At 65.5% G+C, this 23,058-nt stretch carries 24 protein-coding genes; all 24 read left to right on the top strand.

Annotation, left to right across the window (positions count from 1 at the left end):
* Positions 1 to 166: 166 nt before the first annotated feature.
* The 24 genes from V5F59_RS18830 (at position 167) to V5F59_RS18715 (ending at position 23,058) form a co-directional block, all read left to right on the top strand.
* Complete coding sequence (locus V5F59_RS18830) at positions 167 to 1,360, top strand: hypothetical protein (protein WP_024338475.1); 1,194 nt, start codon at positions 167 to 169, stop codon at positions 1,358 to 1,360.
* 151 nt (positions 1,361 to 1,511) lie between these two features.
* Positions 1,512 to 2,630, top strand: a complete 1,119-nt coding sequence (locus V5F59_RS18825; RefSeq protein WP_006022621.1) for a DUF3800 domain-containing protein — start codon at positions 1,512 to 1,514, stop codon at positions 2,628 to 2,630.
* 187 nt (positions 2,631 to 2,817) lie between these two features.
* A complete protein-coding gene (locus V5F59_RS18820) occupies positions 2,818 to 4,956 on the top strand; it encodes a ParB/RepB/Spo0J family partition protein (protein WP_006022620.1) in 2,139 nt (712 codons plus the stop codon).
* 166 nt (positions 4,957 to 5,122) lie between these two features.
* Positions 5,123 to 5,536 (top strand): hypothetical protein, encoded by a 414-nt coding sequence (locus V5F59_RS18815; protein WP_006022619.1) that lies wholly within the window; start codon positions 5,123 to 5,125, stop codon positions 5,534 to 5,536.
* A gap of 149 nt (positions 5,537 to 5,685) precedes the next feature.
* Complete coding sequence (locus V5F59_RS18810; RefSeq protein ID WP_006022618.1) at positions 5,686 to 9,999, top strand: strawberry notch family protein; 4,314 nt, start codon at positions 5,686 to 5,688, stop codon at positions 9,997 to 9,999.
* A complete protein-coding gene (locus V5F59_RS18805; protein ID WP_006022617.1) occupies positions 9,999 to 11,036 on the top strand; it encodes a DUF7146 domain-containing protein in 1,038 nt (345 codons plus the stop codon). The genes V5F59_RS18810 and V5F59_RS18805 overlap by 1 nt, the downstream gene beginning before the upstream one ends.
* Before the next feature lie 308 nt (positions 11,037 to 11,344).
* Complete coding sequence (locus tag V5F59_RS18800; RefSeq protein WP_006022616.1) at positions 11,345 to 12,268, top strand: DUF2493 domain-containing protein; 924 nt, start codon at positions 11,345 to 11,347, stop codon at positions 12,266 to 12,268.
* Positions 12,269 to 12,401: 133 nt separating this feature from the next.
* Positions 12,402 to 12,806, top strand: coding sequence for a hypothetical protein (locus tag V5F59_RS18795; protein ID WP_137903083.1), 405 nt, complete (start codon positions 12,402 to 12,404; stop codon positions 12,804 to 12,806).
* Positions 12,807 to 12,984: 178 nt separating this feature from the next.
* Entirely contained in the window at positions 12,985 to 13,152 is a 168-nt protein-coding gene (locus V5F59_RS18790) for a hypothetical protein (protein ID WP_006022614.1), read from the top strand.
* A 142-nt stretch (positions 13,153 to 13,294) separates the two neighbouring features.
* Positions 13,295 to 13,735, top strand: a complete 441-nt coding sequence (locus tag V5F59_RS18785) for a hypothetical protein (RefSeq protein ID WP_006022613.1) — start codon at positions 13,295 to 13,297, stop codon at positions 13,733 to 13,735.
* Positions 13,736 to 14,316: 581 nt separating this feature from the next.
* On the top strand, positions 14,317 to 14,640 hold the full coding sequence (locus V5F59_RS18780; protein ID WP_006022612.1) for a DUF736 domain-containing protein: 324 nt from the start codon (positions 14,317 to 14,319) through the stop codon (positions 14,638 to 14,640).
* A 184-nt stretch (positions 14,641 to 14,824) separates the two neighbouring features.
* Complete coding sequence (locus V5F59_RS18775; RefSeq protein ID WP_006022611.1) at positions 14,825 to 15,079, top strand: helix-turn-helix domain-containing protein; 255 nt, start codon at positions 14,825 to 14,827, stop codon at positions 15,077 to 15,079.
* A gap of 101 nt (positions 15,080 to 15,180) precedes the next feature.
* Positions 15,181 to 15,447 (top strand): DNA -binding domain-containing protein, encoded by a 267-nt coding sequence (locus V5F59_RS18770; protein ID WP_024343455.1) that lies wholly within the window; start codon positions 15,181 to 15,183, stop codon positions 15,445 to 15,447.
* Between the two features lie 111 nt (positions 15,448 to 15,558).
* On the top strand, positions 15,559 to 15,867 hold the full coding sequence (locus V5F59_RS18765; RefSeq protein ID WP_006022609.1) for a transcriptional regulator domain-containing protein: 309 nt from the start codon (positions 15,559 to 15,561) through the stop codon (positions 15,865 to 15,867).
* The gene (locus V5F59_RS18760; RefSeq protein ID WP_223806899.1) at positions 15,791 to 16,333 is read left to right on the top strand and encodes a DUF2285 domain-containing protein; all 543 of its coding nucleotides are present in this window, start codon (positions 15,791 to 15,793) and stop codon (positions 16,331 to 16,333) included. Before V5F59_RS18765 ends, V5F59_RS18760 begins: the two co-directional genes overlap by 77 nt.
* Positions 16,334 to 16,472: 139 nt before the next feature.
* Positions 16,473 to 16,754 (top strand): helix-turn-helix transcriptional regulator, encoded by a 282-nt coding sequence (locus V5F59_RS18755; RefSeq protein WP_006022608.1) that lies wholly within the window; start codon positions 16,473 to 16,475, stop codon positions 16,752 to 16,754.
* 18 nt (positions 16,755 to 16,772) lie between these two features.
* On the top strand, positions 16,773 to 17,933 hold the full coding sequence (locus V5F59_RS18750) for a replication initiator protein A (RefSeq protein ID WP_006022607.1): 1,161 nt from the start codon (positions 16,773 to 16,775) through the stop codon (positions 17,931 to 17,933).
* A complete protein-coding gene (gene parA / locus V5F59_RS18745) occupies positions 17,930 to 18,568 on the top strand; it encodes a ParA family partition ATPase (RefSeq protein WP_006022606.1) in 639 nt (212 codons plus the stop codon). The genes V5F59_RS18750 and parA overlap by 4 nt, the downstream gene beginning before the upstream one ends.
* On the top strand, positions 18,565 to 18,819 hold the full coding sequence (locus tag V5F59_RS18740; RefSeq protein ID WP_006022605.1) for a hypothetical protein: 255 nt from the start codon (positions 18,565 to 18,567) through the stop codon (positions 18,817 to 18,819). Before parA ends, V5F59_RS18740 begins: the two co-directional genes overlap by 4 nt.
* Positions 18,816 to 19,337 carry a DUF2840 domain-containing protein gene (locus V5F59_RS18735; protein WP_006022604.1) on the top strand — a complete coding sequence of 174 codons (522 nt, stop codon included), beginning with the start codon at positions 18,816 to 18,818 and terminating at the stop codon, positions 19,335 to 19,337. Before V5F59_RS18740 ends, V5F59_RS18735 begins: the two co-directional genes overlap by 4 nt.
* Complete coding sequence (locus V5F59_RS18730) at positions 19,334 to 19,879, top strand: S26 family signal peptidase (protein ID WP_006022603.1); 546 nt, start codon at positions 19,334 to 19,336, stop codon at positions 19,877 to 19,879. Before V5F59_RS18735 ends, V5F59_RS18730 begins: the two co-directional genes overlap by 4 nt.
* A 70-nt stretch (positions 19,880 to 19,949) precedes the next feature.
* Entirely contained in the window at positions 19,950 to 20,297 is a 348-nt protein-coding gene (locus V5F59_RS18725) for a DUF736 domain-containing protein (protein ID WP_006022602.1), read from the top strand.
* A 3-nt stretch (positions 20,298 to 20,300) separates the two neighbouring features.
* Positions 20,301 to 21,074: a lytic transglycosylase domain-containing protein gene (locus V5F59_RS18720; protein ID WP_006022601.1), complete on the top strand. Its 774-nt coding sequence runs from the start codon at positions 20,301 to 20,303 to the stop codon at positions 21,072 to 21,074.
* A gap of 244 nt (positions 21,075 to 21,318) precedes the next feature.
* Positions 21,319 to 23,058 carry a relaxase/mobilization nuclease domain-containing protein gene (locus V5F59_RS18715; protein ID WP_033965849.1) on the top strand — a complete coding sequence of 580 codons (1,740 nt, stop codon included), beginning with the start codon at positions 21,319 to 21,321 and terminating at the stop codon, positions 23,056 to 23,058.

The following is a 23,058-nucleotide window of genomic DNA, read 5'->3' as shown; positions in this document are numbered from 1 at the left end:
CTGGAGGGGAAAGCCTTCCCCTGCGGCCGAGCCCAGGGTCTCGGCCGACCCCTTCTGCGGGGAGACCCCGCAACGCCCTCATTAGAGTGAGAGTGTGGACCGGATTTCCGTGACGGGTTGAGGGTCGGGAGAGAGTCTTCCGGCGCCCGTCATGGAGTTTGATCCCATGAACATGCAGGTTCTCGATGCCCGGCGCGACGTGAGTGGCGGCTGGAAGGTGGACATCAACCGCGGCGAGCGCATCGGTCGGGTTTCCTCGGAGTGGTTCTCGCGACCCGACGACGAGCGCTATCTCTCGCTCGCCGAACTCGGCCGGACCGTCCGCGAGCGCACCGAGCGCAGCCGAACGCGCGTTGTCGAATCCGCGCTTATCCATGTCGAAGCCAGCCGCACCGATCCCGAACGGCTTGCCCTGATCCTACCAGGCGCCGACAAGCCCATCGCTCCGACGCACTGGAGTTTCGGTCAGCTCGCGAGCCAGGTCGGCGCGCCGGCCGCCTATCTGCGGCAGCTCCCCGCCGCGCTCGCCGGCATCAACCTGCAATATGGGCTGACCGCCCACCGCGCCGAGCAGATCAAGACCCTCGAGACCGACGACGGCCGCGTCGAGCTGCGCGCCGTGACCGGCCCCGACTACGGCCGGATCTACGACCACGAGCTGGTCGAAGCCGTGCAGCGCATCGCCGGCAACGGCACCGGCGACACCCGTTGGAAAGTGCCCGGTGTCCTCGACTGGTCGACCGGCGTCTATAATCCGCGCGTCGACATCACCAAGGACACCACGACGCTCTACGCTTCCGATCGCGACGTCTTCCTTTTCCTCGTCGACGATCTGAATCCGATCGAAGCCGGCAAGCTCGCGGATGGATCGCCCGATCTCTATTTCAGGGGCTTCTATGCCTGGAACAGCGAAGTGGGCGCCAAGACCCTTGGTATCGCGTCCTTCTATCTCAGGGCCGTGTGCCAGAATCGCAATTTGTGGGGCGTCGAAGATTTCGAGGAGATCTCCATCCGCCATTCCAAATACGCCGCTTCGCGCTTCGCCCATGAGGCGGCGCCGGCCTTGCTCAGCTTCGCGGACTCCTCACCGCAGCCGTTCATCACCGGCATCAAGGCGGCGCGCGAACGCATCGTCGCGCACAAGGACGAAGAGCGCACCGAATTCCTGCGCCGCCGCGGCTTCTCGAAAGCCGAGACGGGCAAAATCATCGACGCGGTGCTGGCCGAGGAAGGCCGCCCGCCGGAAAGCATCTTCGATTTCGTCCAGGGCATCACCGCCGTCGCGCGCGACAAGCCCCACCAGGACGCGCGGCTCGAGCTCGAAGGCAAGGCCAAGAAGCTGCTCGATCGCGCCGCCTGATCCCCGCAATGCCGGAGATGCGGTTGTCCGTGTCTCCGGCTTTGCGTCCCCTAGCCATACTGTTTCCGGGCTGTCTTGTGGCCCAGATCCAGGTCACCTATTCAGTGGTGCGGCATGGAGCACAATCGCCAAACGAGCGACTGGATACAGAATGCTAGAGCAGGCGCCTGCGGAATATTACATCGATGAAAGCGGCAATACCGGCGACCTGAGCACGGTCAAAATCGACTCCTACTTCGTCGAACAGCGCATGTTCGCCTTGGCTGCATTCGGCTGCACGCTCGACCAGGACTTCACCGATAAATTGGGCGCACTAAAAAAGGCGCACCGCATCCAGTCGTCGGAGCTCAAATCAAAACAGGCTTATGACAAGCCGCGCTTCATCTTTGATCTTCTGGACCTCCTTGAGACGCGCCGCGCCCCAATCTTTATCGAGCTTGTCGACAAGCACTTCTTCGTTGTCGTGAACATCATCGAGCGAATGGTGGTGCCCTATGTGGGGGAATGCGACACTCAACCTGGCGCCCTTTGGATGAAGGGCGTTATGGCGAACTACATGGCGCTATATGCACCTCCCGAGCTGGCTCACGCCTTTGCCGCATGTTGCCAAAGCAGAGACCACGCGGAAATACGCGAACTTTACAAGCAAATAATTCGGTGGGCGCAGGGAAGCGGAGTTCCGCCTACTGACGTGGCGGCGGGGATCATCCGTTTTGCGCGCGACAGCTTGAAGGACTTCCGCAAGCTGCCGAAAGCCAAGGCCGTCGAGCGGGCATTACCGATTCCCGACAAGAATCCCGCCGGGAAGCTGCTCTGGGTTCTGCCGAACCTGACATCGTTCACCAACATCTACGCCCGGATCAATCGCTTCGCGCGAAAGCAGGTTTCCGGCGTGACGCTGTTCCACGACGAGCAATTGCAGTTCGGAGACATTCTTCTGCACAACAAGAAGCTCGCAGAGGACCTGGCGCAGCTTGGCGTGAAATTGCCCCTGCAGACGGCCGACTTCGAATTCTCGCAGGCGGCCGACCTGCAATTCCAGCGATCGCACGATTCTATCGGCATTCAGGTCGCCGACGTCCTCGCCGGTTTCATCGCGCGATATGTACAGGACGCTGTGTGGGGCGGCGCCCCCATGCATCCTGACAAGGTAGCGATTTTCCGCCGCCTCGTCGCAACAGGCGACCGCAGCTTGGGTTCGGGTGTCAACTTCGTCGCGCCCGACAACATGATCCGCTTCCTCGGCATCGAACCGCGCTCGAATTTCTAGGGCGGCATCAAGCCGTCATGGGCGAATACGAAGGACTGGCGCGGGATCATCGCCGGTTCTGGCAGTGACCTTACCGATGGCGTTTGATGGTGTCGCTGCCCTCCTAGAGTGAGAGGGCGGTGCTTCGCTTCGTGACGGGTTTAGGGTCGAGAGAGAGGCTTTCGGCGCCCGTCGCGGAGTAAGTCTCATGGCAACTGCCATTCAGAAGATCACCCTGTCGTCGGCGCAGGACATCCCCTTCAACAAGCTGGTGCTGAGCCAGTCGAACGTCCGCCGCGTCAAGGCTGGCGTCTCGATCGACGAGCTGGCCGAGTCGATCACCCGGCGCGGTCTCATCCAGTCCCTCCACGTCCGGCCGGTGCTCGATGCCGACGGCCAGGAAACCGGCATGTACGAAGTGCCGGCGGGCGGGCGTCGCTTCCGCGCGCTGCAGCTCCTCGTCAAGCAGAAGCGCCTCACCAAGACCTCCAAGGTGCCGTGCGTGGTGTCGGACGCCAATGCCGACATCCTCGTCGACGAGGTGTCGCTGGCCGAGAATATCGAACGCGCCCCGCTGCATCCTCTCGACCAGTTCCGCGCGTTCCAGGCGATGCGCGAGAAGGGCATGACCGAGGAGGCGATTGCGGCTGCATTCTTCGCGTCCGTCCAGGTCGTGAAGCAGCGGCTTCGCCTCGCGGCCGTCTCGCCGTCATTGCTCGATATCTATGCCGAGGACGGCATCACGCTCGAACAGCTCATGGCCTTCACCGTCACCAACGATCATGCGCGTCAGGAGCAGGTCTGGGAGTCGGTTCGCAATAGCTGGCAGAGGGAACCCTACCAGATCCGGCGCATGCTGACCGAGACCGCCGTCCGCGCATCCGACAAGCGGGCCGTATTCGTCGGCATCGATGCCTATGAAACCAACGGCGGCTGCGTGCTGCGCGATCTCTTCCAGGATGACGACGGCGGCTGGCTGCAGGATCCTGCGCTGCTCGATCGCCTGGTCGCCGACAAGCTGAAAGCCTCCGCCGAAGCGATCGCCGGCGAAGGCTGGAAATGGATCGAGGTGGCGATGAGCTTCCCCTATGGCGCCACCCACGGCCTGCGCGAGATCGTGGGCACGCCGCTCGACCTGACGGCTGACGAACAGGCGACCATCGAGGCGCTCAACGCCGAGTGCGCCAAGCTGGAGGCCGAATATGAGAACGCCGACGAGTTGCCGGACGAGATCGATCAGCGCCTTGGCGAAATCGAAACCGCGCTCGCCAGCTTCGACGAGCGGCCGGTCCACTACGAACCCGCCGACATCGCGATCGCCGGGGTCTTCGTCAGCCTGGACGCCGACGGCACGCTGTCGATCGACCGCGGCTATGTCCGACCCGAGGACGAGATCGCCAACCAGGCGGGCGATGGCGAGGGTGAAGAGCAGGATGGCGGCGACGATGACGCTGACTATCCGGCGTCGCCTTCGGTCCAGCGCGCGGTCATCACCATCTGCGGCAAACCTGCCGAGCCCGAGGAGGAGGACGAGGACGACACGATCAAGCCGCTCCCCGATCGACTGATCACGGAGCTGACCGCCGATCGCACCCTCGCGCTCCGCGACAAGCTCGCCACCGATCCCTCGGTCGCCTTCGTCGCCGTCCTGCACAAGTTCTGCCAGGACGTGTTCTACGGCGGCAGCCAGTACGGCTTCGCGATGGAGGTCAGCGTGCGGGGCACGACCTTCCATTCGCAGCCCGAAGGGCTTCGTGACAGCGTCTATGCCAAGGCGATCGAGGCCCGGCACGATAGCTGGCGCAAACGGCTCCCGGCCAAAGTCGCTGATCTCTGGGATGGGCTGGCCGCACTGACTGGCCCCGAACAGGCCGAACTCTTCGCCCATTGCGCTTCGTTCGGCGTCAATGCGCTTTATGAGCGGGCCGATCGCTACGGTGGCCGTGTCTCGGCGCATAGTGTCGAACAGCGCATCGCCGAAGCCGATCGCCTGTCGCTGGCGGTCGGGCTCGACATGGCCGAAGCCGGGTGGCGGCCGACCGTCGCCAACTATCTCGGCCGCGTCACCAAGCCCCGCATCCTCGAAGCGGTGCGTGAAGGCGCCGGCGAGCGCGCCGCCCAACTCATCGCACATCTGAAGAAGGGCGACATGGCGACCGAAGCCGAACGTCTCCTCGCCGAGACGGGCTGGCTGCCCGAACCGCTGCGCAATTCCGGCGCCGATGCCGAAAGCACCGAGGCGGACTCTGGCGAGGGCGACGAGGCGTTGCCGGACTTCCTCGACGGCGATGACGAGGAGACCAACACCGATGATGAGGAGGAACGGCACCTCGCCGCCGCGGAGTGACGGCGGTCCTCATCTGACTTGACGAGCCCGGCGTCCCTTCGGGGGCGTCGGGCTTTTTTCATGCGCGCCGATCGAGAGGGAGAGTTTGGCCCGGACGTGGCGAGCCGGACATGGAGGAGAGAGCGCCTGCCGGCTCTCCCGTTCCCTGCTCTCCGGGAGTGGCCTCATGGCCGACTATTTCACCCATTTCTCATGCCTGCTCGATGTCGGCACGCCCGAGACCGCAGCCCGCGCGCTCGATCTCTACAACCAACTGTCCGAGGACGGAGCATCCGAGGAACCGCCGTCCGATGGCTTCCTCCTGTCCATCCAGCCCGAGCATGGCGGCTCCAAACTCTGGATGCGCGACGATGTCACCGGCGATCCCGAACGGCTGATCCAGTTCGTCATACGCTGCGCCGCCGAATTCCACCTCACCGGCCGATGGGGCTTTCAGTACGCCAACACCTGCTCCCGGCCGCGTCTCGATGGCTTCGGTGGCGGCGCGCATGTCCTCGATCTCGCGACCGGCGAAACTGTGGCGTGGATCTATACCAACGGTTGGCTCGCCGAGGTGATCGATGGCGGCGATGGTGCCTGACATCATCGAGACCATTGTCTGTCGCTTGATGGCGCGGCCGGGCCGCGCCCCTTGAGAGCGAGAGGAAGGCCGGGACGGGTTTGAGCCCGTCCGGTCCGAGAGAGAGCGCCGGCGGGCTTTCCCGCTCCGCTCTCCCGAGGACGTCTCCCATGAATGCTCACACCCTTGCGGCGGCGCTGCCGACCGCCGCCGATCAGCCGACCGACGCTGCCGCCATCCATGCCGCGGCACTTCTCCTCCTTCCTCACATCGAGCGCGGCGAGCGCATCGACGCCGCGGTCTTGCGCACCGCCATGGAGACCGCCTTCGGCGCGTCCGATACTGCCGGCGCCTGGGACTGGAAGGACGCCTATGACGCCTGCGAAGCCGCAACCGTCCTCATGCTCCGCAAATACGGAAAGGCGCTTTTGCGCAAAGCCGGGTCTCCGGCTGCGGCGGTTCCTCTGTTCGGCAAGATCGCGGGACTTCTGCCCACCCACACGCGCCGCTCCGAGGAGGCGCAGGCCTTCCAGCAATTCTCGACGCCGATCCCGCTCGGCCTGGCCGCGATCACTGCGGCCGCCATCACACCCGCCGATCGCGTGCTCGAACCATCGGCCGGCACCGGCCTGCTCGCCATCCTCGCCGAGATCGCCGGCGGCACGCTTGTCCTCAACGAACTCGCCGAAACCCGGGCCGCACTCATCTCCTCCCTCTTTCCGGCCATTCCCGTGACCCGCTTCGACGCAGCCCAGATCGACGATCATCTCGACCCGGCGACCGTCCCAACAATCGTGGTGATGAACCCGCCATTCTCGGTCCTCGCCAATGTCGAGGGGCGTGTCGCCGACGCAGCCTATCGCCATCTCGCATCCGCGCTCGCGCGGCTCGCCGATGGCGGGCGCCTGGTCGCGATCACCGGCGCGAATTTCGGCCCCGACATACCGGCCTGGCGCGACGCCTTCGTCCGCCTGCAGGAGAGGGGCCGCGTCGTGTTCACCGCCGCCGTCCATGGCTCAGTCTATGCCAAGCACGGCACGACCGTCGAAACCCGGCTGACCGTGATCGACAAGATCCCGGCCGACGAGCCATCCGCATTTCCGGCGTCCCCCGGCACCGCTCCCGACATCGCCACGCTGATGACGTGGATCGCCGAGCATGTGCCGCCGCGCCTGGCTGTCGCGCCTGCTGTTCAGGTCATGCCGACCGGCGCCACGCCGCGCACCGTTCGCGGCTATCTCGCGCGCACCGCGGCGACATCGGCGACCCGCGTGGGCCTCGCCGATCCCGAGGGCGTGCCGCTCGCCTATGAGACCGTCGACTGGACCCCGGCCGAGGGCGCCCGCCTCAGCGACGCGATCTACGAGCAATACGGATTGCAGACGATCCGTATTCCCGGCTCTCAGGCCCATCCCACCAAGCTCGTGCAATCCGCCGCCATGGCCTCGGTCGCCCCGCCCAAGCCGAGCTATCGGCCGACGCTGCCAGCGACCATCATGGACTCGCTCTCAGACTCCCAGCTCGAAACCCTGATCTTCGCGGGCGAAGCCCATTCCGATTTTCTCGCAGGTTCCTGGACCATCGACGACACTTTCGATGTCGTGGCGGCCGCCGCCGATGATGCAAACGGCGTCGTCCGCTTCCGCCGCGGCTTCTTCATCGGCGACGGCACCGGCGTCGGAAAGGGGCGCGAGTCGGCCAGCATCGTGCTCGACAACTGGATGCAGGGCCGGCGCAAGGCGGTCTGGATCTCCAAATCCGACAAGCTGATTGAGGATGCGCAGCGCGACTGGTCCGCACTCGGCATGGAGCGCCTGCTGGTCACGCCGCTCTCGCGCTTCCCGCGGGGCAAGCCGATCGCTCTGCCGGAAGGCGTCCTATTTACAACCTATGCCACGCTGCGTTCCGACGACCGCGGCGAGAAGGTTTCGCGGGTCAAGCAGATCGTCGAATGGTTGGGCTCCGATTTCGACGGAGTGATCATTTTCGACGAGGCGCACGCGATGCAGAACGCTGGCGGCGGCAAGGGAGAACGGGGCGATGTCACGCCCTCGCAGCAAGGGCGCGCGGGGCTTCGCCTGCAGCACGCCTTGCCCAATGCCCGCGTCGTCTATGTCTCCGCCACCGGCGCCACCACGGTCCAGAACCTTGCCTACGCGCAGCGCCTCGGTCTGTGGGGTGGCGACGATTTTCCCTTCTCGACCCGCGCCGAGTTTGTCGAGGCGATCGAGGCCGGCGGCGTCGCGGCGATGGAGGTGCTTGCCCGCGACCTTCGCGCGCTCGGCCTCTACACCGCCCGATCGCTGTCGTTCGACGGCGTCGAATATGAGCTGGTCGAGCACGAGCTGACCGCCGAGCAGCGGCGCATCTACGATGCTTATGCCGGCGCCTTCGCCATCATCCACAACCATCTCGATGCGGCCATGCAGGCGGCCAACATCACCGGCTCGACCGGGACGTTGAACCGCCAGGCCAAATCCGCCGCGCGCTCCGCCTTCGAAAGCGCCAAGCAGCGTTTCTTCGGTCATCTGCTAACATCGATGAAGACGCCGACGTTGATCCGCTCGATCGCGGCGGACCTGGAGGCCGGGCATTCCGCGGTCATCCAGATCGTCTCGACCGGCGAGGCGCTGATGGAACGGCGCTTGGCCGAAGTTCCGACCGAGGAGTGGAATGACATTCGCGTCGACATCACGCCCCGCGAATATGTCCTCGATTATCTCGCCCATTCCTTCCCGGTGCAGCTCTACGAGCCCTTCAGCGACGGCGAGGGCAATATGTCCTCGCGTCCGGTCTTTCGCGACGGCCAGCCGGTCGAGAGCCGCGAGGCGGTCGCCCGCCGCACCGAGCTGATCGAGAAACTCGCGAGCCTTCCGCCGGTGCCGGGCGCGCTCGACCAGATCGTCCAGCATTTCGGCGCGGACGTGGTGGCCGAAGTCACCGGCCGCTCGCGTCGTATCGTGCGCAAGGGACAGCGCCTTGTGGTCGAGACCCGCGCGGCGTCCGCCAATCTCGCCGAGACCCAGGCCTTCATGGACGACATGAAGCGCGTGCTCGTGTTCAGCGATGCCGGCGGTACGGGCCGCAGCTACCATGCGGAGCTGTCGGCACGGAACACGCGGCTTCGCGTCCACTATCTGCTTGAGCCGGGCTGGAAAGCCGACGCCGCGATCCAAGGCCTCGGCCGCACCCACCGCACCAACCAGGCGCAGCCGCCGCTCTTCCGTCCGATCGCGACCAATGTGAAGGCGGAGAAGCGCTTCCTATCGACCATCGCGCGCCGGCTCGACACGCTGGGCGCGATCACGCGCGGACAGCGCCAGACCGGCGGCCAGGGCCTGTTCCGACCCGAGGACAATCTGGAGAGCCACTATGCGCGCGATGCGCTTCGCCAGCTCTACATCCTGATCGTCCGCGGCAAGATCGAAGGGTGCTCGCTCCAGCGGTTCGAGGACACGACCGGCCTGAAGCTGATGGACGACAACGGCATCAAGGACGAGCTCCCGCCGATCACAACCTTTCTCAACCGCCTGCTCGCGCTCACCATCGACCTGCAGGACGTCCTGTTCGCCGCCTTCGAGCAGCTTCTGACCGCCAAGGTCGAGGGCGCGATCGCCGCCGGCATCTACGACATCGGACTGGAGACGCTGCGCGCGGAGAGCTTCGTCGTCACCGATCGCCAGACCATCTACACCCATCCCGGCACCGGCGCGGAAACCAGCCTGCTGACCATCCAACAGCGCGAGCGCAACCGGCCGATGACCGCCGAGGAGGCGATGGCTTGGCTCGACGATCCGGTCGCCAAGTTGCTGGTCAACGAGCGCTCCCACCGCGCCGCGGTTCAGCTTCCAGCGCCTTCGCTGATGCTCGACGACGGGGAGATCGAACGCCGCGTGCGGCTGATCCGGCCGATGGAGCAGCATCACGCCTCCATCCGCATGATGGACGAAAGCCATTGGATCGCCGCCAGTCGCGCCGAGTTCACCGCCGCCTGGAACGCCGAGATCGCGGAGGTGCCAGCCTATTCCGATTCCACGATCCACATCGTCGCTGGCCTGCTGCTGCCGATCTGGAAGCGGCTGCCCAACGAGTCGAGCCGTGTCTATCGGCTCCAGACCGATGACGGGGAACGGATCATCGGCCGCCGCGTGTCGCCCGCATGGGTCGCCAACGCCACGACAGTCGGAACGACGAACCTGTCCGCCGACCATGCCTATGCCGCGCTCATCGAGGGCAAGACAATCCTCGATCTCGCCGAAGGCCTCCAACTCCGTCGCGTGCGCGTCATGGGCGCCGATCGCATCGAACTCTCCGGCTTCACCGACGCGATGCGCGAGCGCCTGCGCGCCTTTGGCCTCTTCAGCGAGATCATCTCGTGGAAGCTCCGCTTCTTCGTGCCCGTCGGCGCGGACGGCGCGACCATCATCGGCAAGCTGATCGGCACCTACCCGATCCAGCGCGTCGGCGAGCGGGAGGCAGCGTGATGGCCCGTCTCGACGCATCCGATCTCGCGCAACGTCTCGGCCGACAGGCCGAGGCGGTGTGCCGCCATTATCTCAGCAATGGCCACCGTCAGGGCAACTACTGGCAGGTGGGCGACGCCCGTAACACTAAGGGCCGCTCGATGTACGTCCGGCTCAAGGACTCGCCCAAAGGCCCCGCCGGGAAATGGACTGACGCCGCTACCGGCGAGCATGGAGACCTCCTCGACGTCATCCGCGAGAGCTGCGGCCTCATCGACTTCAAGGATGTCGCCGACGAGGCTCGGCTCTTCCTCAGCATGCCACCACCAGCGCCGGAACCCTCCGCCTTCCAGCCGCTGGCGCCCGCACCACATGGATCGCCCGAAGCCGCACGGCGCCTCATCCGCATGTCGCAGCCGATTGCGGGCACAATCGTCGCGGCGTATCTCCGGCAACGCGGCATTACGGATCTCCGTGGAGCCGGAAATCTGTATTTCCACCCGCACTGCTATTATCGCCCGGACGAGCATGCGCCGACCGAGACTTGGCCGGCCATGATCGCCGCTGTCACTGACCTCGACGGCATGATCACCGGGGCGCATCGCACCTGGCTCGACTCACGACGCCACGACAAGGCGCCATTCGAAACCCCGCGCCGGGCGATGGGCGATCTCCTCGGCAACGCGGTCCGCTTTGGCGCTGGTGGCGAAGTGATGGCAGCCGGCGAAGGCATCGAGACGGTCCTTTCAATCCGCCAGGTCGTGCCCAACATGCCGATGGTGGCGGCGCTCTCCGCGGCACATCTCGCCGCCATCCTGTTCCCGGACACGCTGCGGCGGCTCTACATCCTGCGCGATGACGATCCGGCAGGCGATGGTGCGCGTGACAGCCTGATCGAACGGGCGAACGCGGCCGGGATCGAGGCGATCGTGATCTCTCCACAGCTCGGGGACTTCAACGAGGATCTCCGCACCCTCGGCATCGCGACATTGCGCAGTCAGACTCGGGTACAGCTCGGGCCGCAGGACGTCGCACGCTTCATGGCGCTGGCGGCATAGCCGGTAAGGAAGCGGCAGCGGCCCCGCCGCCGTACTCGCTCAGACGCAGCGGATCGGAGAGGACCGCGCCTCGGCCTTCGAGAGGGCGATCGGCCCACAGGCAGGCCGGCCCGGCAATGGCTGCGGCCGACTATTTTCCGGCGCGGCCCCAAGGGGCCGCTTTCCATCGCGAAACAAAATAGCCGGCCTCCGCCATCCTCCGCTGACGCTCCGGCCCTCGCTCGCGCTCCGGGTGCAGGGCCGCCCCGCCGGTGTGCTTCGTCGCCATGAAGGCCGCGACGGTCGCGGTCCATCCGACGGAGCATCCGATGCGCGATCTCGACGACTACGAACCGCACCACGAATCCTCACCGACTGACCACGTCCTCAACGAATTGCAGCTCCACGGCTACCGGCCTTTCGCCGACGAACCCGATCAGCGGCTTCTGCCGGACGGCAACGCGGTCGCGGGCGCGGTCGCCGACATCTTCGACGCCCTGATCGTGACCCTGGAGGACACGCGCCTCGAACCCGACCTCGACGATCTCCTCTGGTCGACCGTGAACGTCTTTCATCGCGCCGCCGAACGGATCAACCGCGAGCTCGACGACAACGAGCAGGCCCAAAAGCGCTCCCAACGCGAACAGGACGGCAGCGAGGTGAAGTCGGTCGATCTCGAGCGCCTGATCGCCGAGGGCAAGACACAGGTCGAACGCCAGACCGCCTTCGAACTGATGCGCGACCAGGCCGCCGAGCACTACGAACGCCAGGTCGGCAAAGCCTGGCTCCCGCGGTCAGGATCGAAGGTCAATCATCGCAACCTCACCTCGGCGATGATCGACAGCCGCGACTTCATCATGGCGAAGAAGCGTGCCGAGCAGGAAGTGCTCCTGCCGCCTGGACCGAAGATCGCCGTCACCGGCGGGCTCGATTTCGACAACCATCACCTCATCTGGGCCAAGCTCGACCAGGTTCACGAGAAGCACCCCGACATGGTGCTGATCCACGGCAAGTCGCCGAAGGGTGCCGAGAAGATCGCTTCTCTCTGGGCCAGGAATCGCAATGTCCCACAGATCGGCTTTGCACCCGACTGGACGAAGCACGGCCGGGCAGCACCCTTCAAACGCAATGACGAGATGCTGCAAATCCTGCCGAAGGGCGTGCTGCACTTCCCCGGCACCGGCATCAATGACAACCTCGCCGACAAAGCCAAGAAGCTCGGCATCCCGGTGTGGAAATTCGGCGGCGCGTAAGCGCCGCCGCATCGGGCACCTGCTAAACGGCCAAGCCTATGGCATAACGCAACGAATGCAGCGACTGAAGCCACTCCCGAAACCGGCACGTTCGGACGCCGTTCTCGCTGCGGTTTTCCTGGAGAATGCCACCGTGAAGGCTGCAGCCGCCGAATGGGCGGCGGATCAAGGATTCGACAATCAAGCCCTTCATGCGATTGCAATTGCCATCGAACTCCTCCTCAAATCCTATCTGCTTAACGTCGCGACCGATGATGTTTGGAACCGCGCGAACATCGGGCACGATCTCGCCAAGGCACTCCATTATTCGGCTCAAGCCGGCTTGGTGCCTCCTTCACGCATCGAGTGGATTATCAGCCACCTCCATCCGCATTTTCAGCGTGGCGGGTTTCAGCGCGAGCCGTCGAGGAAATGGCCACCAGGCTTTGCGGATGACGCAGGTGAGGTCGCACGGCAGCTCGCGCAGACAGTACGGCTTCACCAACGTCACGGCCACATCGACTCGGCTTCCAGCCCGGAGAAGACCACTCCCCGCTGAATGGCGCTGGTCCTTGGTCCAGCCGATGGCCTGACGCCATCAACCCGTAAAGGGTCGGACTACGCATAGCGTGCCGCCGCGCCGGCGTTGCCTGCGCGGTGATTGCGGCCATCGGCCGAACACATCGGGCGCCTGTCAGCGGGGGGATGGTCCTCCGCTCGAAACAGGAGCCGGATCGATGTCCTTCCCCGACGCACACGCCTTCGCCTTCAGCCTCGCCACCACGCTGATGGCCGTCATCGTCATCTTCCGCGCGGGCGACGGCACTCTCTCGGTGACACCCGCAAACGAATACGACGGCGACGTCTCGGAGATCGTCCACGAGGTCGATCCCTTCGCGCCATGACGGCGCGCCACCCTTCCAGGCGACGCGGAGACCCCTGCGGTTTCCGCTCCCGACGGAGCACAGCTTTTGCTATGCTCCCGAATGCGCCGTGGTGGTGGTGGAAGGCGCGACCGTCAGAATTTGCTCTTTCGGAGACACCACCATGATTATCCTCGGCATTGTCCTATCCTTCGCAGCCATCGGCATCTTGTGCTGGTTGCTGTTCACGCTCGCGGTGTTCGCACTGCCATTCTTCGCGGGCGTGACCGCCGGCACCTGGGCCTATGACACTGGCGCGGGCTGGCTCGGCGCCATCCTTATCGGCATGCTCGGCGCCGGCCTGACGTTGGGCGTGGGGCAGCTCTTGCTTGGAATTGTCCGCCCGCTCTGGGCACGCCTGCTGATCGCGCTGGCATTTGTCGCACCCGCGGCGATCGCCGGCTTCCACGCCACGCATGGCATCGTGAAACACACCATGCCGTCGGAGACCTGGCAGCTCGTGTTCTCCGTCATCGGTGCGGTCGCGGTCGGCGTCACCGCGTTCGCGCGCGTCGCTGGGATGGCAAGCACCGGCCCGTCCAGCCAGGGCATTGCACCAGCCTGACACCACGACGGAACCGTCGCCGGGACGACCAGTCGGGGGTTTCAGCCCTCAGCGTTGTGCAGTTGGAGAGGGAGCCGCGTCACCGGAACCTGACTGAAGCCCATCGTGCGGCCGCCTCAACAGCGCCCGGATTTCTGCTCGGCGCCTCTGTGCGCGGGAACGGTGCAACACGAAGTCGAGGGCGTCATCTCCACTGGCCGACTTCGAAACGAAAGCTCGACCCTCGCCTGTACAAGGGGAGGACGGGTCGCAGATGATCTTCAGCTTGCGCCGTCTGCTGGTTGCGACCGGGTCGCCATGATCTTCCGTTCCTGATTGTCTCCAGACCGCTCCGAACGGCCTCTCCAATGGCCTGATCTGACCGAAGGACGGCTGCGCCTCGACCGCCTATGCCGCAACGGCGCGTCCCGACTTTCTTCCCCTGCCGGCCAAGGCCGTCATTCCTCGCGAAACAACAAAGTCGTTCCTGCCATCCTCCGCGTTGCTCCGGTCGCAAGCGATGCGGCGTCGGTCGCCTCCGGCCTGTCGATCGCCATCGAGGCCGCAATGGAGCGGTCCCGAAAACGAAACGGAGACTTACAATGGCGACCATCGGCACCTTCAAGAAGACCGGCTCGAACGAGTTCACCGGCGAAATCGTAACCCTCAGCGTCCAAGCCAAGGGCGTGCGCATCGTCCCCGACACCCGCGCCACCGGCGAGAACGCCCCCAGCCACCGGGTTCTGGTCGGCCGCGCGGAAATCGGCGCCGCCTGGTCCAAGCGCTCCAACGAGGGCCGCGACTATCTGGGCCTCAAGCTCGACGATCCGAGCTTCAACGCCCCCATCTACGCCAACCTCTTCGACGACGAGGACGGCGACACCCACTCGCTGATCTGGTCCCGCCCGACCCGCCGCGGCGACTGAGCCCCGAGCAAGGCCCCGGCCGAACAGGCCGGGGCCTTTCCACTGCTAGCGCGAATCACTTCGGCCGCCCGGCGAGGGCACCGCCAGCCCTGAGACGCCGATTACCCTCGCAATGGGCGCAAAGAACGACTATTATAGTCGTAGTTCTGGCAAGCGTGTGTCCGTCGGTGGGAGGTGATCATGCATGATCACCGCCCGACAATCGCGGGCCGCACGCGCGTTGCTGGGGTGGACACAGGAGACGCTCGCTGACAAGGCCCGGACATCGCTAACCGCGCTCAAGCGCCTTGAGTCCGAAAGTGGATTAGAGGTGTACGAGTCGACGCGCGATCAGGTGCGAAGGGCGCTTGAAACAGCCGGTATCGTCCTGCTTTCCACCGACAAGGGCGAAGGAGTGCTGCTGCTCCATGAGCGGGACGACCGGCCGACGAGGCGTTAGCAGCGCCGTGATCGCGTGGCGCACACCATCCATCGCACGTTGTCACAGTAATGCCGGGCACGAGTGTTAACGAATGCTTTCCGCGCGAATATAGTCGCCTGATGGAATCCGCGATGCCGCCGTTTCTCGATGCGCCTCCGATCAGCCAGACCCTCACGGCCTATGACCGCGAGCATATGGTTCTCTATCTGCGCCTGCTCGATTCCTCGCGCGACGGAGCTGATTGGCGCGAAGCCGTCCAGATTCTCTTTGGCCTCGATACGGCACGTGAGCCGCAGCGGTGCCGCCAGGTCCATGACACGCATCTCGCCCGCGCGCAGTGGATGACCGAGCACGGCTATCGAGACTTGGTCCGCTCCGCACAGTGATCGCCGCGATGCCGTTTCGGCACCACCCTTTGCCGGCCCTCTGACTTCCACTGAACAACCCAGCCGGGAATCCTGACTCTCCCACAAATTCAAAGACTAGGGAGGATCGCGATGACACCAGATGCTTCCGGCTGGCGTTCATCGGAACGCTATGCGCACGTCGCCGACATGACCGCGTCCGACGTCGCGTGGGAATGGCTGCGCCGCAACGAAACCTACGACAGGGATTTTCAAGCGCTCGGCGACAGCGAAAGTGATCTGCGCACGCTGACCGACGGGATCGGGCAGCGGTGGGGGTTGCGATTTCCCCGTAGACCCGATGCAGGCACCTCCCGAAGCGCAGGTGATCTGGCTTCCCCAGGAAGACACAAGCGCCATCGTTCTTGGCCCACCTCCGGATATTCCGTCCGCAAGCGCTGATCCCCAACCGACGATCGACGCCGCCGTAAGCGTCGATGTCGGCAGCGAGACCCATCTGGTTCTCGATCTCGGAAACGGTCAGCGCGTAGCGCTTGTTCATCCGTCCGAGACACGACCCGCCAAATCTCTTGGCGCCTTCATCCCGCTCGGCCTGGAAGGCTTCGACCGGCTCCAATCGGTCGCCCGCTTGCTCTCCGCCCTCCATGGCCGCGCCATACCGCCCGACACCCGACTGACACGGCAGCAACGTGCTCGGCTGTGCCGGATGCTGCAGGCCTTCGACGGTCATCGCGCGGGCGCGACCCAGCAAGAAATTGCGCAGGTCATATTTCGGATCGGCGCTCTCGGTCGCGACGACTGGCAGGCATCTTCCGCCCGCCACGCCACCAAAGCCCTGCTTCGAGATGCCCGCGCGATGATGGTGGGTGGGTATCGCACGTTGCTTCGTCATCGGCGGCAACTTTAGCCGATCTCCATCCGACTCTTGGTGGGCGAATTTAGGCCCCCCTGAATTCGCCCTGCATCTCGCCGGCCCTGCTTCGCCAACGTGGCCTTCGTTACCCGCCGCTTCCCGGCGGCCCCAACGAACCCACGGAGGCCCTCCCATGCGACCTGATCTCGCCGTTCTCCCGCCGCGCTACCTGCGCACCAAGGAAGCCGCCGAATTCCTCAGCCTATCGGCCCGCACCCTCGAAAAGCATCGGACTTACGGAACGGGTCCGGCCTATCGCAAGCTCGGCGGTCGCGTCGTTTATGCGGTCGACGATCTTGAGGCCTGGGCCGAGCGCGGCGCCGTCACCTCCACCTCCGATCCGCGCGGCAGCGTGCTTCCGGCCAAGCGCCATACGCCTGCGCCGCCGGCACATGCCGGACGATACGCGCGCTGATCGCCCCCGGATTCCCGAATGGCGGCGCGACACCAGTCCCTCTCGGAGCGCGGGCAGCTCGATCTGTTCCGTGCGCTCCCCGGCGAGTTCGCAGCACGAGACGCACAGGATCTCATGGCCTATCCGTTTTTCTCCCTCTCCAAATCGCACCGCGTCGCGCCGATCGACTTCGCCGCCGGCAATGTGTCGATCCGCGTCGAGGCCGTGCCCGATCACGGCATGGCGACCATTTGGGACGCCGACATCCTGATCTGGGCGGCGAGCCAGATCGTCGAGGCGCGTGACGCCGGCCTGCGCACGTCGCGCCTGATGGTCGCCACGCCCTATGAAATTCTCAAATTCATCGGCCGCGGCACGTCCTTACGCGACTATCAGCGCTTGAAGGCCGCGCTCGATCGTCTGCAATCCACGACGGTCTGCACCTCGATCCGCCAATCCGCCGAGGGCCGGCGTCATCGCTTCTCGTGGATCAACGAGTGGAAGGAGCGCACCAACCGCAACGGCAAGCCGGACGGGATCGAGATGATCGTCCCGGACTGGTTTTATCAGGCCGTTCTCGACGATGCGCTCGTGCTGACGATCGACCGGGCCTATTTCGATCTCACAGGCGGGCTCGATCGCTGGCTCTATCGCCTGGTGCGCAAGCACGGCGGGCGCCAGCGCAATGGCTGGCGATTCGACTTTCGCCACCTCCACCAGAAATCCGGCGCGTTGTCACCGTACAAACGCTTCGCCTTCGAGCTGCGCGACATCATCCGTCGCCAGCCGCTTCCCGGCTACACGCTGTTCCTCGAGATCGAGGCCGGCGGCCGAACGTTGCTCGCTTTCGAGCGGACGCCGCCCTGTGGAAAAGCTGTGAAAGGCTTCGTGCCATCGGGAACCCGAAAGCGCGTGCCATCAGGAACCGGCCCCTCGTGCCAACGGGAACCGAAACACGGCCTAACCCACGACAGCAGAACCGAAAATCGCCTCGCTAACTTAGAATCTAACAGAGAATCTAACTTTGAAGAGCGCGCGCGAGAGGTGGAAAACCTCGTCCGGCAGGCCGCGAACGCGCTAAGCGCCGCTGGCAAGCGGCGCACCAGCAGCGCCGCTCTTACCAACGCTGGCGCGGCGAGAAACGGGACCTCCGGCCCTCCGCAGCTTCCCTTCGGTCCACGCCCGGGAGGCCGCCGATGATCGTGGCCTTCCTCAACCAGAAGGGCGGCGTCGGCAAGACGACGCTGGCGCTGCACCTAGCCGGCGAATGGGCCGGTAGGGGAAAGCGGGTCACGCTCGTCGATGCGGACCCCCAGGGTTCGGCGCTCGACTGGTCGCAGCAACGCGCCCGCGAGCACGCGCCGCGCCTGTTCGGCGTCGTCGGCCTGGCGCGCGACACGCTCCACCGTGAGGCGCCCGAGCTGGCGCGCGATGTCGATCATGTGGTGATCGACGGGCCGCCGCGCGTCGCCGGGCTGATGCGATCCGCGCTGCTCGCCGCCGACCTCGTGCTGATCCCCGTGCAGCCGTCGCCGCTCGATGGTTGGGCCTCGGCCGAGATGCTGGCGCTCCTGTCGGAGGCGCGCATCTATCGGCCGGAGCTTCGCGCTCGCTTCGTCCTCAATCGCTGCGGCGCGCGCACCGTGATCGCCCGCGAGACGGCCGAGACGCTCGCCGACCACGATCCGCCAGTGCTGCGCACGGCGATCGGACAGCGCGTCATCTACGCCGACGCCGCGCAATCGGGCCGGCTCGCTTTCGAGATCGACGACGACGGACCCGCCGCGCGCGAGATCGCGGCGCTCGTCACCGAGCTCGAAAGGATCTCACCATGAGCGAGCGATCCGAACGGCGCGGCTTTGCGGCACGTCCGACCAATCAAGAGGCCTGGATCAAGGCCGCAGATGCCACCGCGCCGCGCGCGCCGGACGATGAAGCCTTCACCGCCCGCATGACGATCGACGTCACGCCCGCCTTACGTGGACGGATCAAGATCGCTGCCTTCCGGCGCGGCGTTACCGTTGCCGACATGCTGCGCGAGATGCTCGCGCGCGAATTCCCACACATCGAAGGAGACCCCTCATGACCGGCGCCGCGGCCCCCCGCGCGCGCGGCGGCCCGACGCCGACCGCACGCCACCAAGACAATCTCACCCATGTCGAACTGACCTGGGTTGAGAAGAAGATCGAGAACTGGATCCGCTTCGGCACGCACGCCCACGAACAGATTCTCGATCGCCGTCGGCGTGTCCTGTCTTTTCGCCCCGGCGCGGTCTTCGCCTTCGTGCGCTGGGCCTCGAATGACTTCGGAACGATCATCTCGCGCATCGACGTCGTGCGCTCGGTTGCGCGCGGCGAGACGTACCAGACGCTGCCTTTCGTTCGTCCTGGCGGCGAAATCCTGCTGAAGGTCGAGAGCTGGCCCAGGGTCGAGCGCGTGCTGCAGGCGATCGACGCCATCGAGCGCATCGGCATCGATCCCGAAGCGGTTTCGCCCGATCATTGGCGTCACGTCCACAACCGGCTCGCTGCTGGACACGAGCCGCGCACCTACACGCTCGACCATCATCGCGCATTCCTGCTGCGCCGAAAGGCCGAGTCGTGAGCCGCGCCGGACTTCTCCTGGCGACGACGCTCGCCGCGCTCAGCGTCGGCTATCCCGGCCTCACGCCGATGCCCATCAAGCTGATCTGGAACGCATCGGCGAGCGCGCCCATCGGGTTCTATTCGATCGACTTCGACGGGCCGCTCGACGTTACCGATCTCGTTGCGGTCGATGCGCCCGAGCCGCTCGCGACATTCCTCGCCGAGCGCGGCTACCTGCCCAAGGGCGTGCCGCTGATGAAGCGCATCCTCGCCGTCTCCGGGCAGACCGTTTGCCGTTCGAACCTCACTATCACCGTCGATGGTGTGGAGGTCGGTGCGGCACTGGAGCGCGATCGCGCAGGCCGCGATCTTCCCGTCTGGCAAGGCTGCCGCCGGGTCCAGACTGGCGAAGTCTTCCTCATGAACTGGCAGGTCCGCGACAGCCTCGACGGCCGCTACTTCGGCCTGATCTCGACCGACCAGATCATCGGCCGTGCCGTCCCACTGTGGACCGATGAAGACGGCACCGGCCGCTTCGAATGGCGTGCGCCGACACGCTGACCGCCTTCCCATTCGGCGGGAGCGGTGCTCGCCGATGGCTGTCCCAATCCCCACCGCGAAGGAGACTGACATGCCCCAGATTGGCGAATTCACGCGCGACGAGACCGGCTTCGTCGGGCATCTGACGACGCTGGTTTTGAACCAGGACGTCATAATCATCGCAGCCGAACCGACCGAGGTTGAGAACGCACCGCAGTATCGCGTGCATGTCTTCGACGGCATGAACAATGAGCCGGGCGCGGAGATCGGCGCCGGATGGAAACGCTCCGGAGAGAAGGCCGGCGAATACGTCGCGCTGCTGATCGACGATCCGACATTCCCGCACCCGATCCGCGCCAACATGTTCCGCGACGACGATGGCGGCTCGGCCTGGTCGCTGCATTGGTCGCGTCCGCGCGATCGCGGCGAGAAGGACTGAGCGATGCTTGGCTCTCGTCAACCGAGGAGCCGTTCGATTGCGTCCGGGCCGCGCTGCGCTGCCCGGCGCATGGCTCTCCTCCTCCTTTCCGGCCTTAGCCTCGCGAGCATCATGCCGGCGATCACGATGGCGCAGGACTTGGGCGCCGATCGACCGTCGCCACGCGATCCCTATGGCGATCATATCGCCGAGGCTTCGCGGCGCTTCGGCGTTCCGATCGCATGGATCAGGGCGGTGATGCGTGCCGAAAGTGCAGGCGATCCACGCGCCCTTTCGCCGAAGGGCGCGATGGGCCTGATGCAGATCATGCCGCCCACTTGGGCAGGCTTGCGCCTTCGCCACCGTCTCGGCGCTGATCCTTATGATCCGCATGACAACATCATCGCCGGCGCCGGCTACATCCGCGAGCTGTTCGATCGCTACGGATCGCCCGGCTGGATCGCGGCCTACAATGCCGGTCCTGGTCGTTACGAGGACTCGCTGAAGGGCCGGGCGCTGCCCGCGGAAACGCGCGCCTATGTCGCCATCGTCGCGCCGTCGGTGACCAGCGGCGATGCGACTTGGCCGATCGTGGCCGCCGCGGCCGATGCACTCGCCTGGACACGCGCGCCGCTGTTCATCGCGCAAGCTGAGCGCATATCGATACCCGTTCCCGTACCGGCCGAGCGCGCTTCCGATGCCGCGATGACGACATCGTCCGTGCGCGATGTTTCCGCCATCGAGCCGCAGTCGGGCGGGCTGTTTGTCCCGCGTTCGGGCCAAAGGAATGCGCCATGAGCAGCCCGGTTCCTGATCGCACGATAGCGTGCTCAAGCGCGTCATGGTGTGCGATGAGGGTAGAGGCAGGCAACACGACCGGACGATGGCAGGATAAAAGGCCGCGAGGTGCGGCTTGGGTCGGTTGTGGTTTTTCAATAGGTTATGAGGCGATTTCGCGATGTGCGGGATTTCCCCGCACCTCACGACTACGCCGATTTTCCTGCGATTTCCTGTGCTTGGCGCGATGTGCGAGGCATCAGCCATGACCGGCGACAGTGATTTCCGCATCCGGCCGGGCCGCATCCGCTCGACCCGTGCGCAGCAGGCTCGTCCCTTCATCGCGCAGGCTCTCGCCGCGGCGAAGAAGGCCGGGGCCGGCGTCTCACGCTCCGGCCGGATCGTGTCCGGCAACCGCTCGCGCTTCGGGCGGGGCCAGCGTGCGAGCATCCAGGCGAACCGGCTGCTCACCGCGCGAACGCGCGGCGCTGTCATCAAGGCGCGCGTCGTGCGCCAGACATCGCGCTCGGCGCCGCTCGCGACCCACCTCAATTATCTGCGCCGCGAAGGCGTGACCCGCGATGGGGAGAAGGCCCATCTCTTCGGTCCCGGGGGCGACGACGCCGATCCGAAGGCCTTTGCGGAACGGTGCCAGGACGACCGCCACCATTTCCGGTTCATCGTCTCGCCCGACGATGCGCCCGACATGGCCGACCTGCGGTCCTTCACCCGCGATCTCGTCACGCAGATGGAAAAGGATCTCGACACCCGCCTCGATTGGGTGGCGGTCGACCACTGGAACACCGAGCATCCCCATGTCCACCTGATCGTGCGCGGGGTCCGTGACGACGGGCAGGACCTCGTCATCTCACGCGACTACATCAAGGAAGGAATGCGCGACCGCGCGCGTGACCTCATCACGCAGGAATTAGGGCCGCGCACCGACCTCGACATCCAGCGCAGCCTGAAACGCCAGGTCGATGCCGAGCGCTTCACGCAGCTTGACCGCCAGCTTATCCGCGATGGCCATGCCACGGGCGTCATCGAGACGGCGATCGATCCGAACGTCCGGCTCGACGAATTTCATGCGCTGAAGGTCGGACGGCTCCGCAAGCTGGAAACACTCGGCCTCGCCGAGCAGGTCGGCCCCGGTCAATGGGCGATCGACACGAAGGCCGAGGCGACTCTGCGTGAACTCGGCGAGCGCGGCGACATCATCAAACGCATGCACCGGGCTTTGACGGATCGCGGCATCGAACGCGGCTCGGCGGGCTATGTGCTCGCGGCCGAAAGCCTCGATGCGCCCGTGATCGGCCGATTGGTCGATCGCGGTCTTGATGACGAGCTGAAGGGCTCCGCCTACGCCGTGGTCGACGGCGTCGACGGCCGCACCCATCACATCAAGCTGCCCGATCTCGAAGCCGCCGGTGACAGCGCGGCGGGTTCGATCGTCGAGTTGCGTGCGTTCGATGATGCACAGGGACAGCGCCGGGTCGCAATCGCCGTCCGCTCCGATCTCGATATCGATCGTCAGGTCACGGCAACCGGCGCGACTTGGCTCGATCGGCAGAACATCGCGCGCGAACCTGCCGCCCTGTCCGAGGCCGGCTTCGGCGCCGAGGTACGGCAGGCGCTGGATCGACGCGCGGATCATCTGGTCGGACAGGGCTTCGGCGAGCGACACGGCCAGCGTGTCACCTTCAATCGCGGGCTGATCGACACGCTGCGCCGTCGCGAGCTGGAAGCGGCCGGCGAAAAACTCTCCGCCGAAACAGGCCAGCCGTTCAATCGCGCGGGAAGCGGCGAGTATGTTGCCGGCACCTACCGCCAGCGTTTGGCACTCGCCTCCGGCCGCTTTGCCATGCTGGACGACGGCCTCGGCTTCCAACTCGTGCCCTGGTCACCCTCTCTGGAAAAGCACCTCGGCAAGCATGTTTCCGGCGTCGCCCGCGATGATGGCGGCATCGACTGGAGCTTTGGCCGCAAACGAGGGCTCGGCCTCTAA

The sequence above is a fragment of the Xanthobacter nonsaccharivorans genome (genome assembly GCF_043194755.2).
In the GTDB taxonomy this organism is placed as follows: domain Bacteria; phylum Pseudomonadota; class Alphaproteobacteria; order Rhizobiales; family Xanthobacteraceae; genus Xanthobacter; species Xanthobacter autotrophicus_G.
The sequence above is the reverse complement of the archived record's forward strand: the minus strand, read 5'-3'. Positions and strand labels throughout refer to the sequence as shown.

Bases quoted from the DNA above. Each gene is read 5' to 3' on its own strand.
- V5F59_RS18830 (WP_024338475.1), top strand. From the start codon at position 167: ATGAACATGCAGGTTCTCGATGCCCGGCGCGACGTGAGTGGCGGCTGG.
- V5F59_RS18825 (WP_006022621.1), top strand. From the start codon at position 1,512: ATGCTAGAGCAGGCGCCTGCGGAATATTACATCGATGAAAGCGGCAAT.
- V5F59_RS18820 (WP_006022620.1), top strand. From the start codon at position 2,818: ATGGCAACTGCCATTCAGAAGATCACCCTGTCGTCGGCGCAGGACATC.
- V5F59_RS18815 (WP_006022619.1), top strand. From the start codon at position 5,123: ATGGCCGACTATTTCACCCATTTCTCATGCCTGCTCGATGTCGGCACG.
- V5F59_RS18810 (WP_006022618.1), top strand. From the start codon at position 5,686: ATGAATGCTCACACCCTTGCGGCGGCGCTGCCGACCGCCGCCGATCAG.
- V5F59_RS18805 (WP_006022617.1), top strand. From the start codon at position 9,999: ATGGCCCGTCTCGACGCATCCGATCTCGCGCAACGTCTCGGCCGACAG.
- V5F59_RS18800 (WP_006022616.1), top strand. From the start codon at position 11,345: ATGCGCGATCTCGACGACTACGAACCGCACCACGAATCCTCACCGACT.
- V5F59_RS18790 (WP_006022614.1), top strand. From the start codon at position 12,985: ATGTCCTTCCCCGACGCACACGCCTTCGCCTTCAGCCTCGCCACCACG.
- V5F59_RS18785 (WP_006022613.1), top strand. From the start codon at position 13,295: ATGATTATCCTCGGCATTGTCCTATCCTTCGCAGCCATCGGCATCTTG.
- V5F59_RS18780 (WP_006022612.1), top strand. From the start codon at position 14,317: ATGGCGACCATCGGCACCTTCAAGAAGACCGGCTCGAACGAGTTCACC.
- V5F59_RS18775 (WP_006022611.1), top strand. From the start codon at position 14,825: ATGATCACCGCCCGACAATCGCGGGCCGCACGCGCGTTGCTGGGGTGG.
- V5F59_RS18770 (WP_024343455.1), top strand. From the start codon at position 15,181: ATGGAATCCGCGATGCCGCCGTTTCTCGATGCGCCTCCGATCAGCCAG.
- V5F59_RS18765 (WP_006022609.1), top strand. From the start codon at position 15,559: ATGACACCAGATGCTTCCGGCTGGCGTTCATCGGAACGCTATGCGCAC.
- V5F59_RS18755 (WP_006022608.1), top strand. From the start codon at position 16,473: ATGCGACCTGATCTCGCCGTTCTCCCGCCGCGCTACCTGCGCACCAAG.
- V5F59_RS18750 (WP_006022607.1), top strand. From the start codon at position 16,773: ATGGCGGCGCGACACCAGTCCCTCTCGGAGCGCGGGCAGCTCGATCTG.
- parA (WP_006022606.1), top strand. From the start codon at position 17,930: ATGATCGTGGCCTTCCTCAACCAGAAGGGCGGCGTCGGCAAGACGACG.
- V5F59_RS18740 (WP_006022605.1), top strand. From the start codon at position 18,565: ATGAGCGAGCGATCCGAACGGCGCGGCTTTGCGGCACGTCCGACCAAT.
- V5F59_RS18735 (WP_006022604.1), top strand. From the start codon at position 18,816: ATGACCGGCGCCGCGGCCCCCCGCGCGCGCGGCGGCCCGACGCCGACC.
- V5F59_RS18725 (WP_006022602.1), top strand. From the start codon at position 19,950: ATGCCCCAGATTGGCGAATTCACGCGCGACGAGACCGGCTTCGTCGGG.
- V5F59_RS18720 (WP_006022601.1), top strand. From the start codon at position 20,301: ATGCTTGGCTCTCGTCAACCGAGGAGCCGTTCGATTGCGTCCGGGCCG.
- V5F59_RS18715 (WP_033965849.1), top strand. From the start codon at position 21,319: ATGACCGGCGACAGTGATTTCCGCATCCGGCCGGGCCGCATCCGCTCG.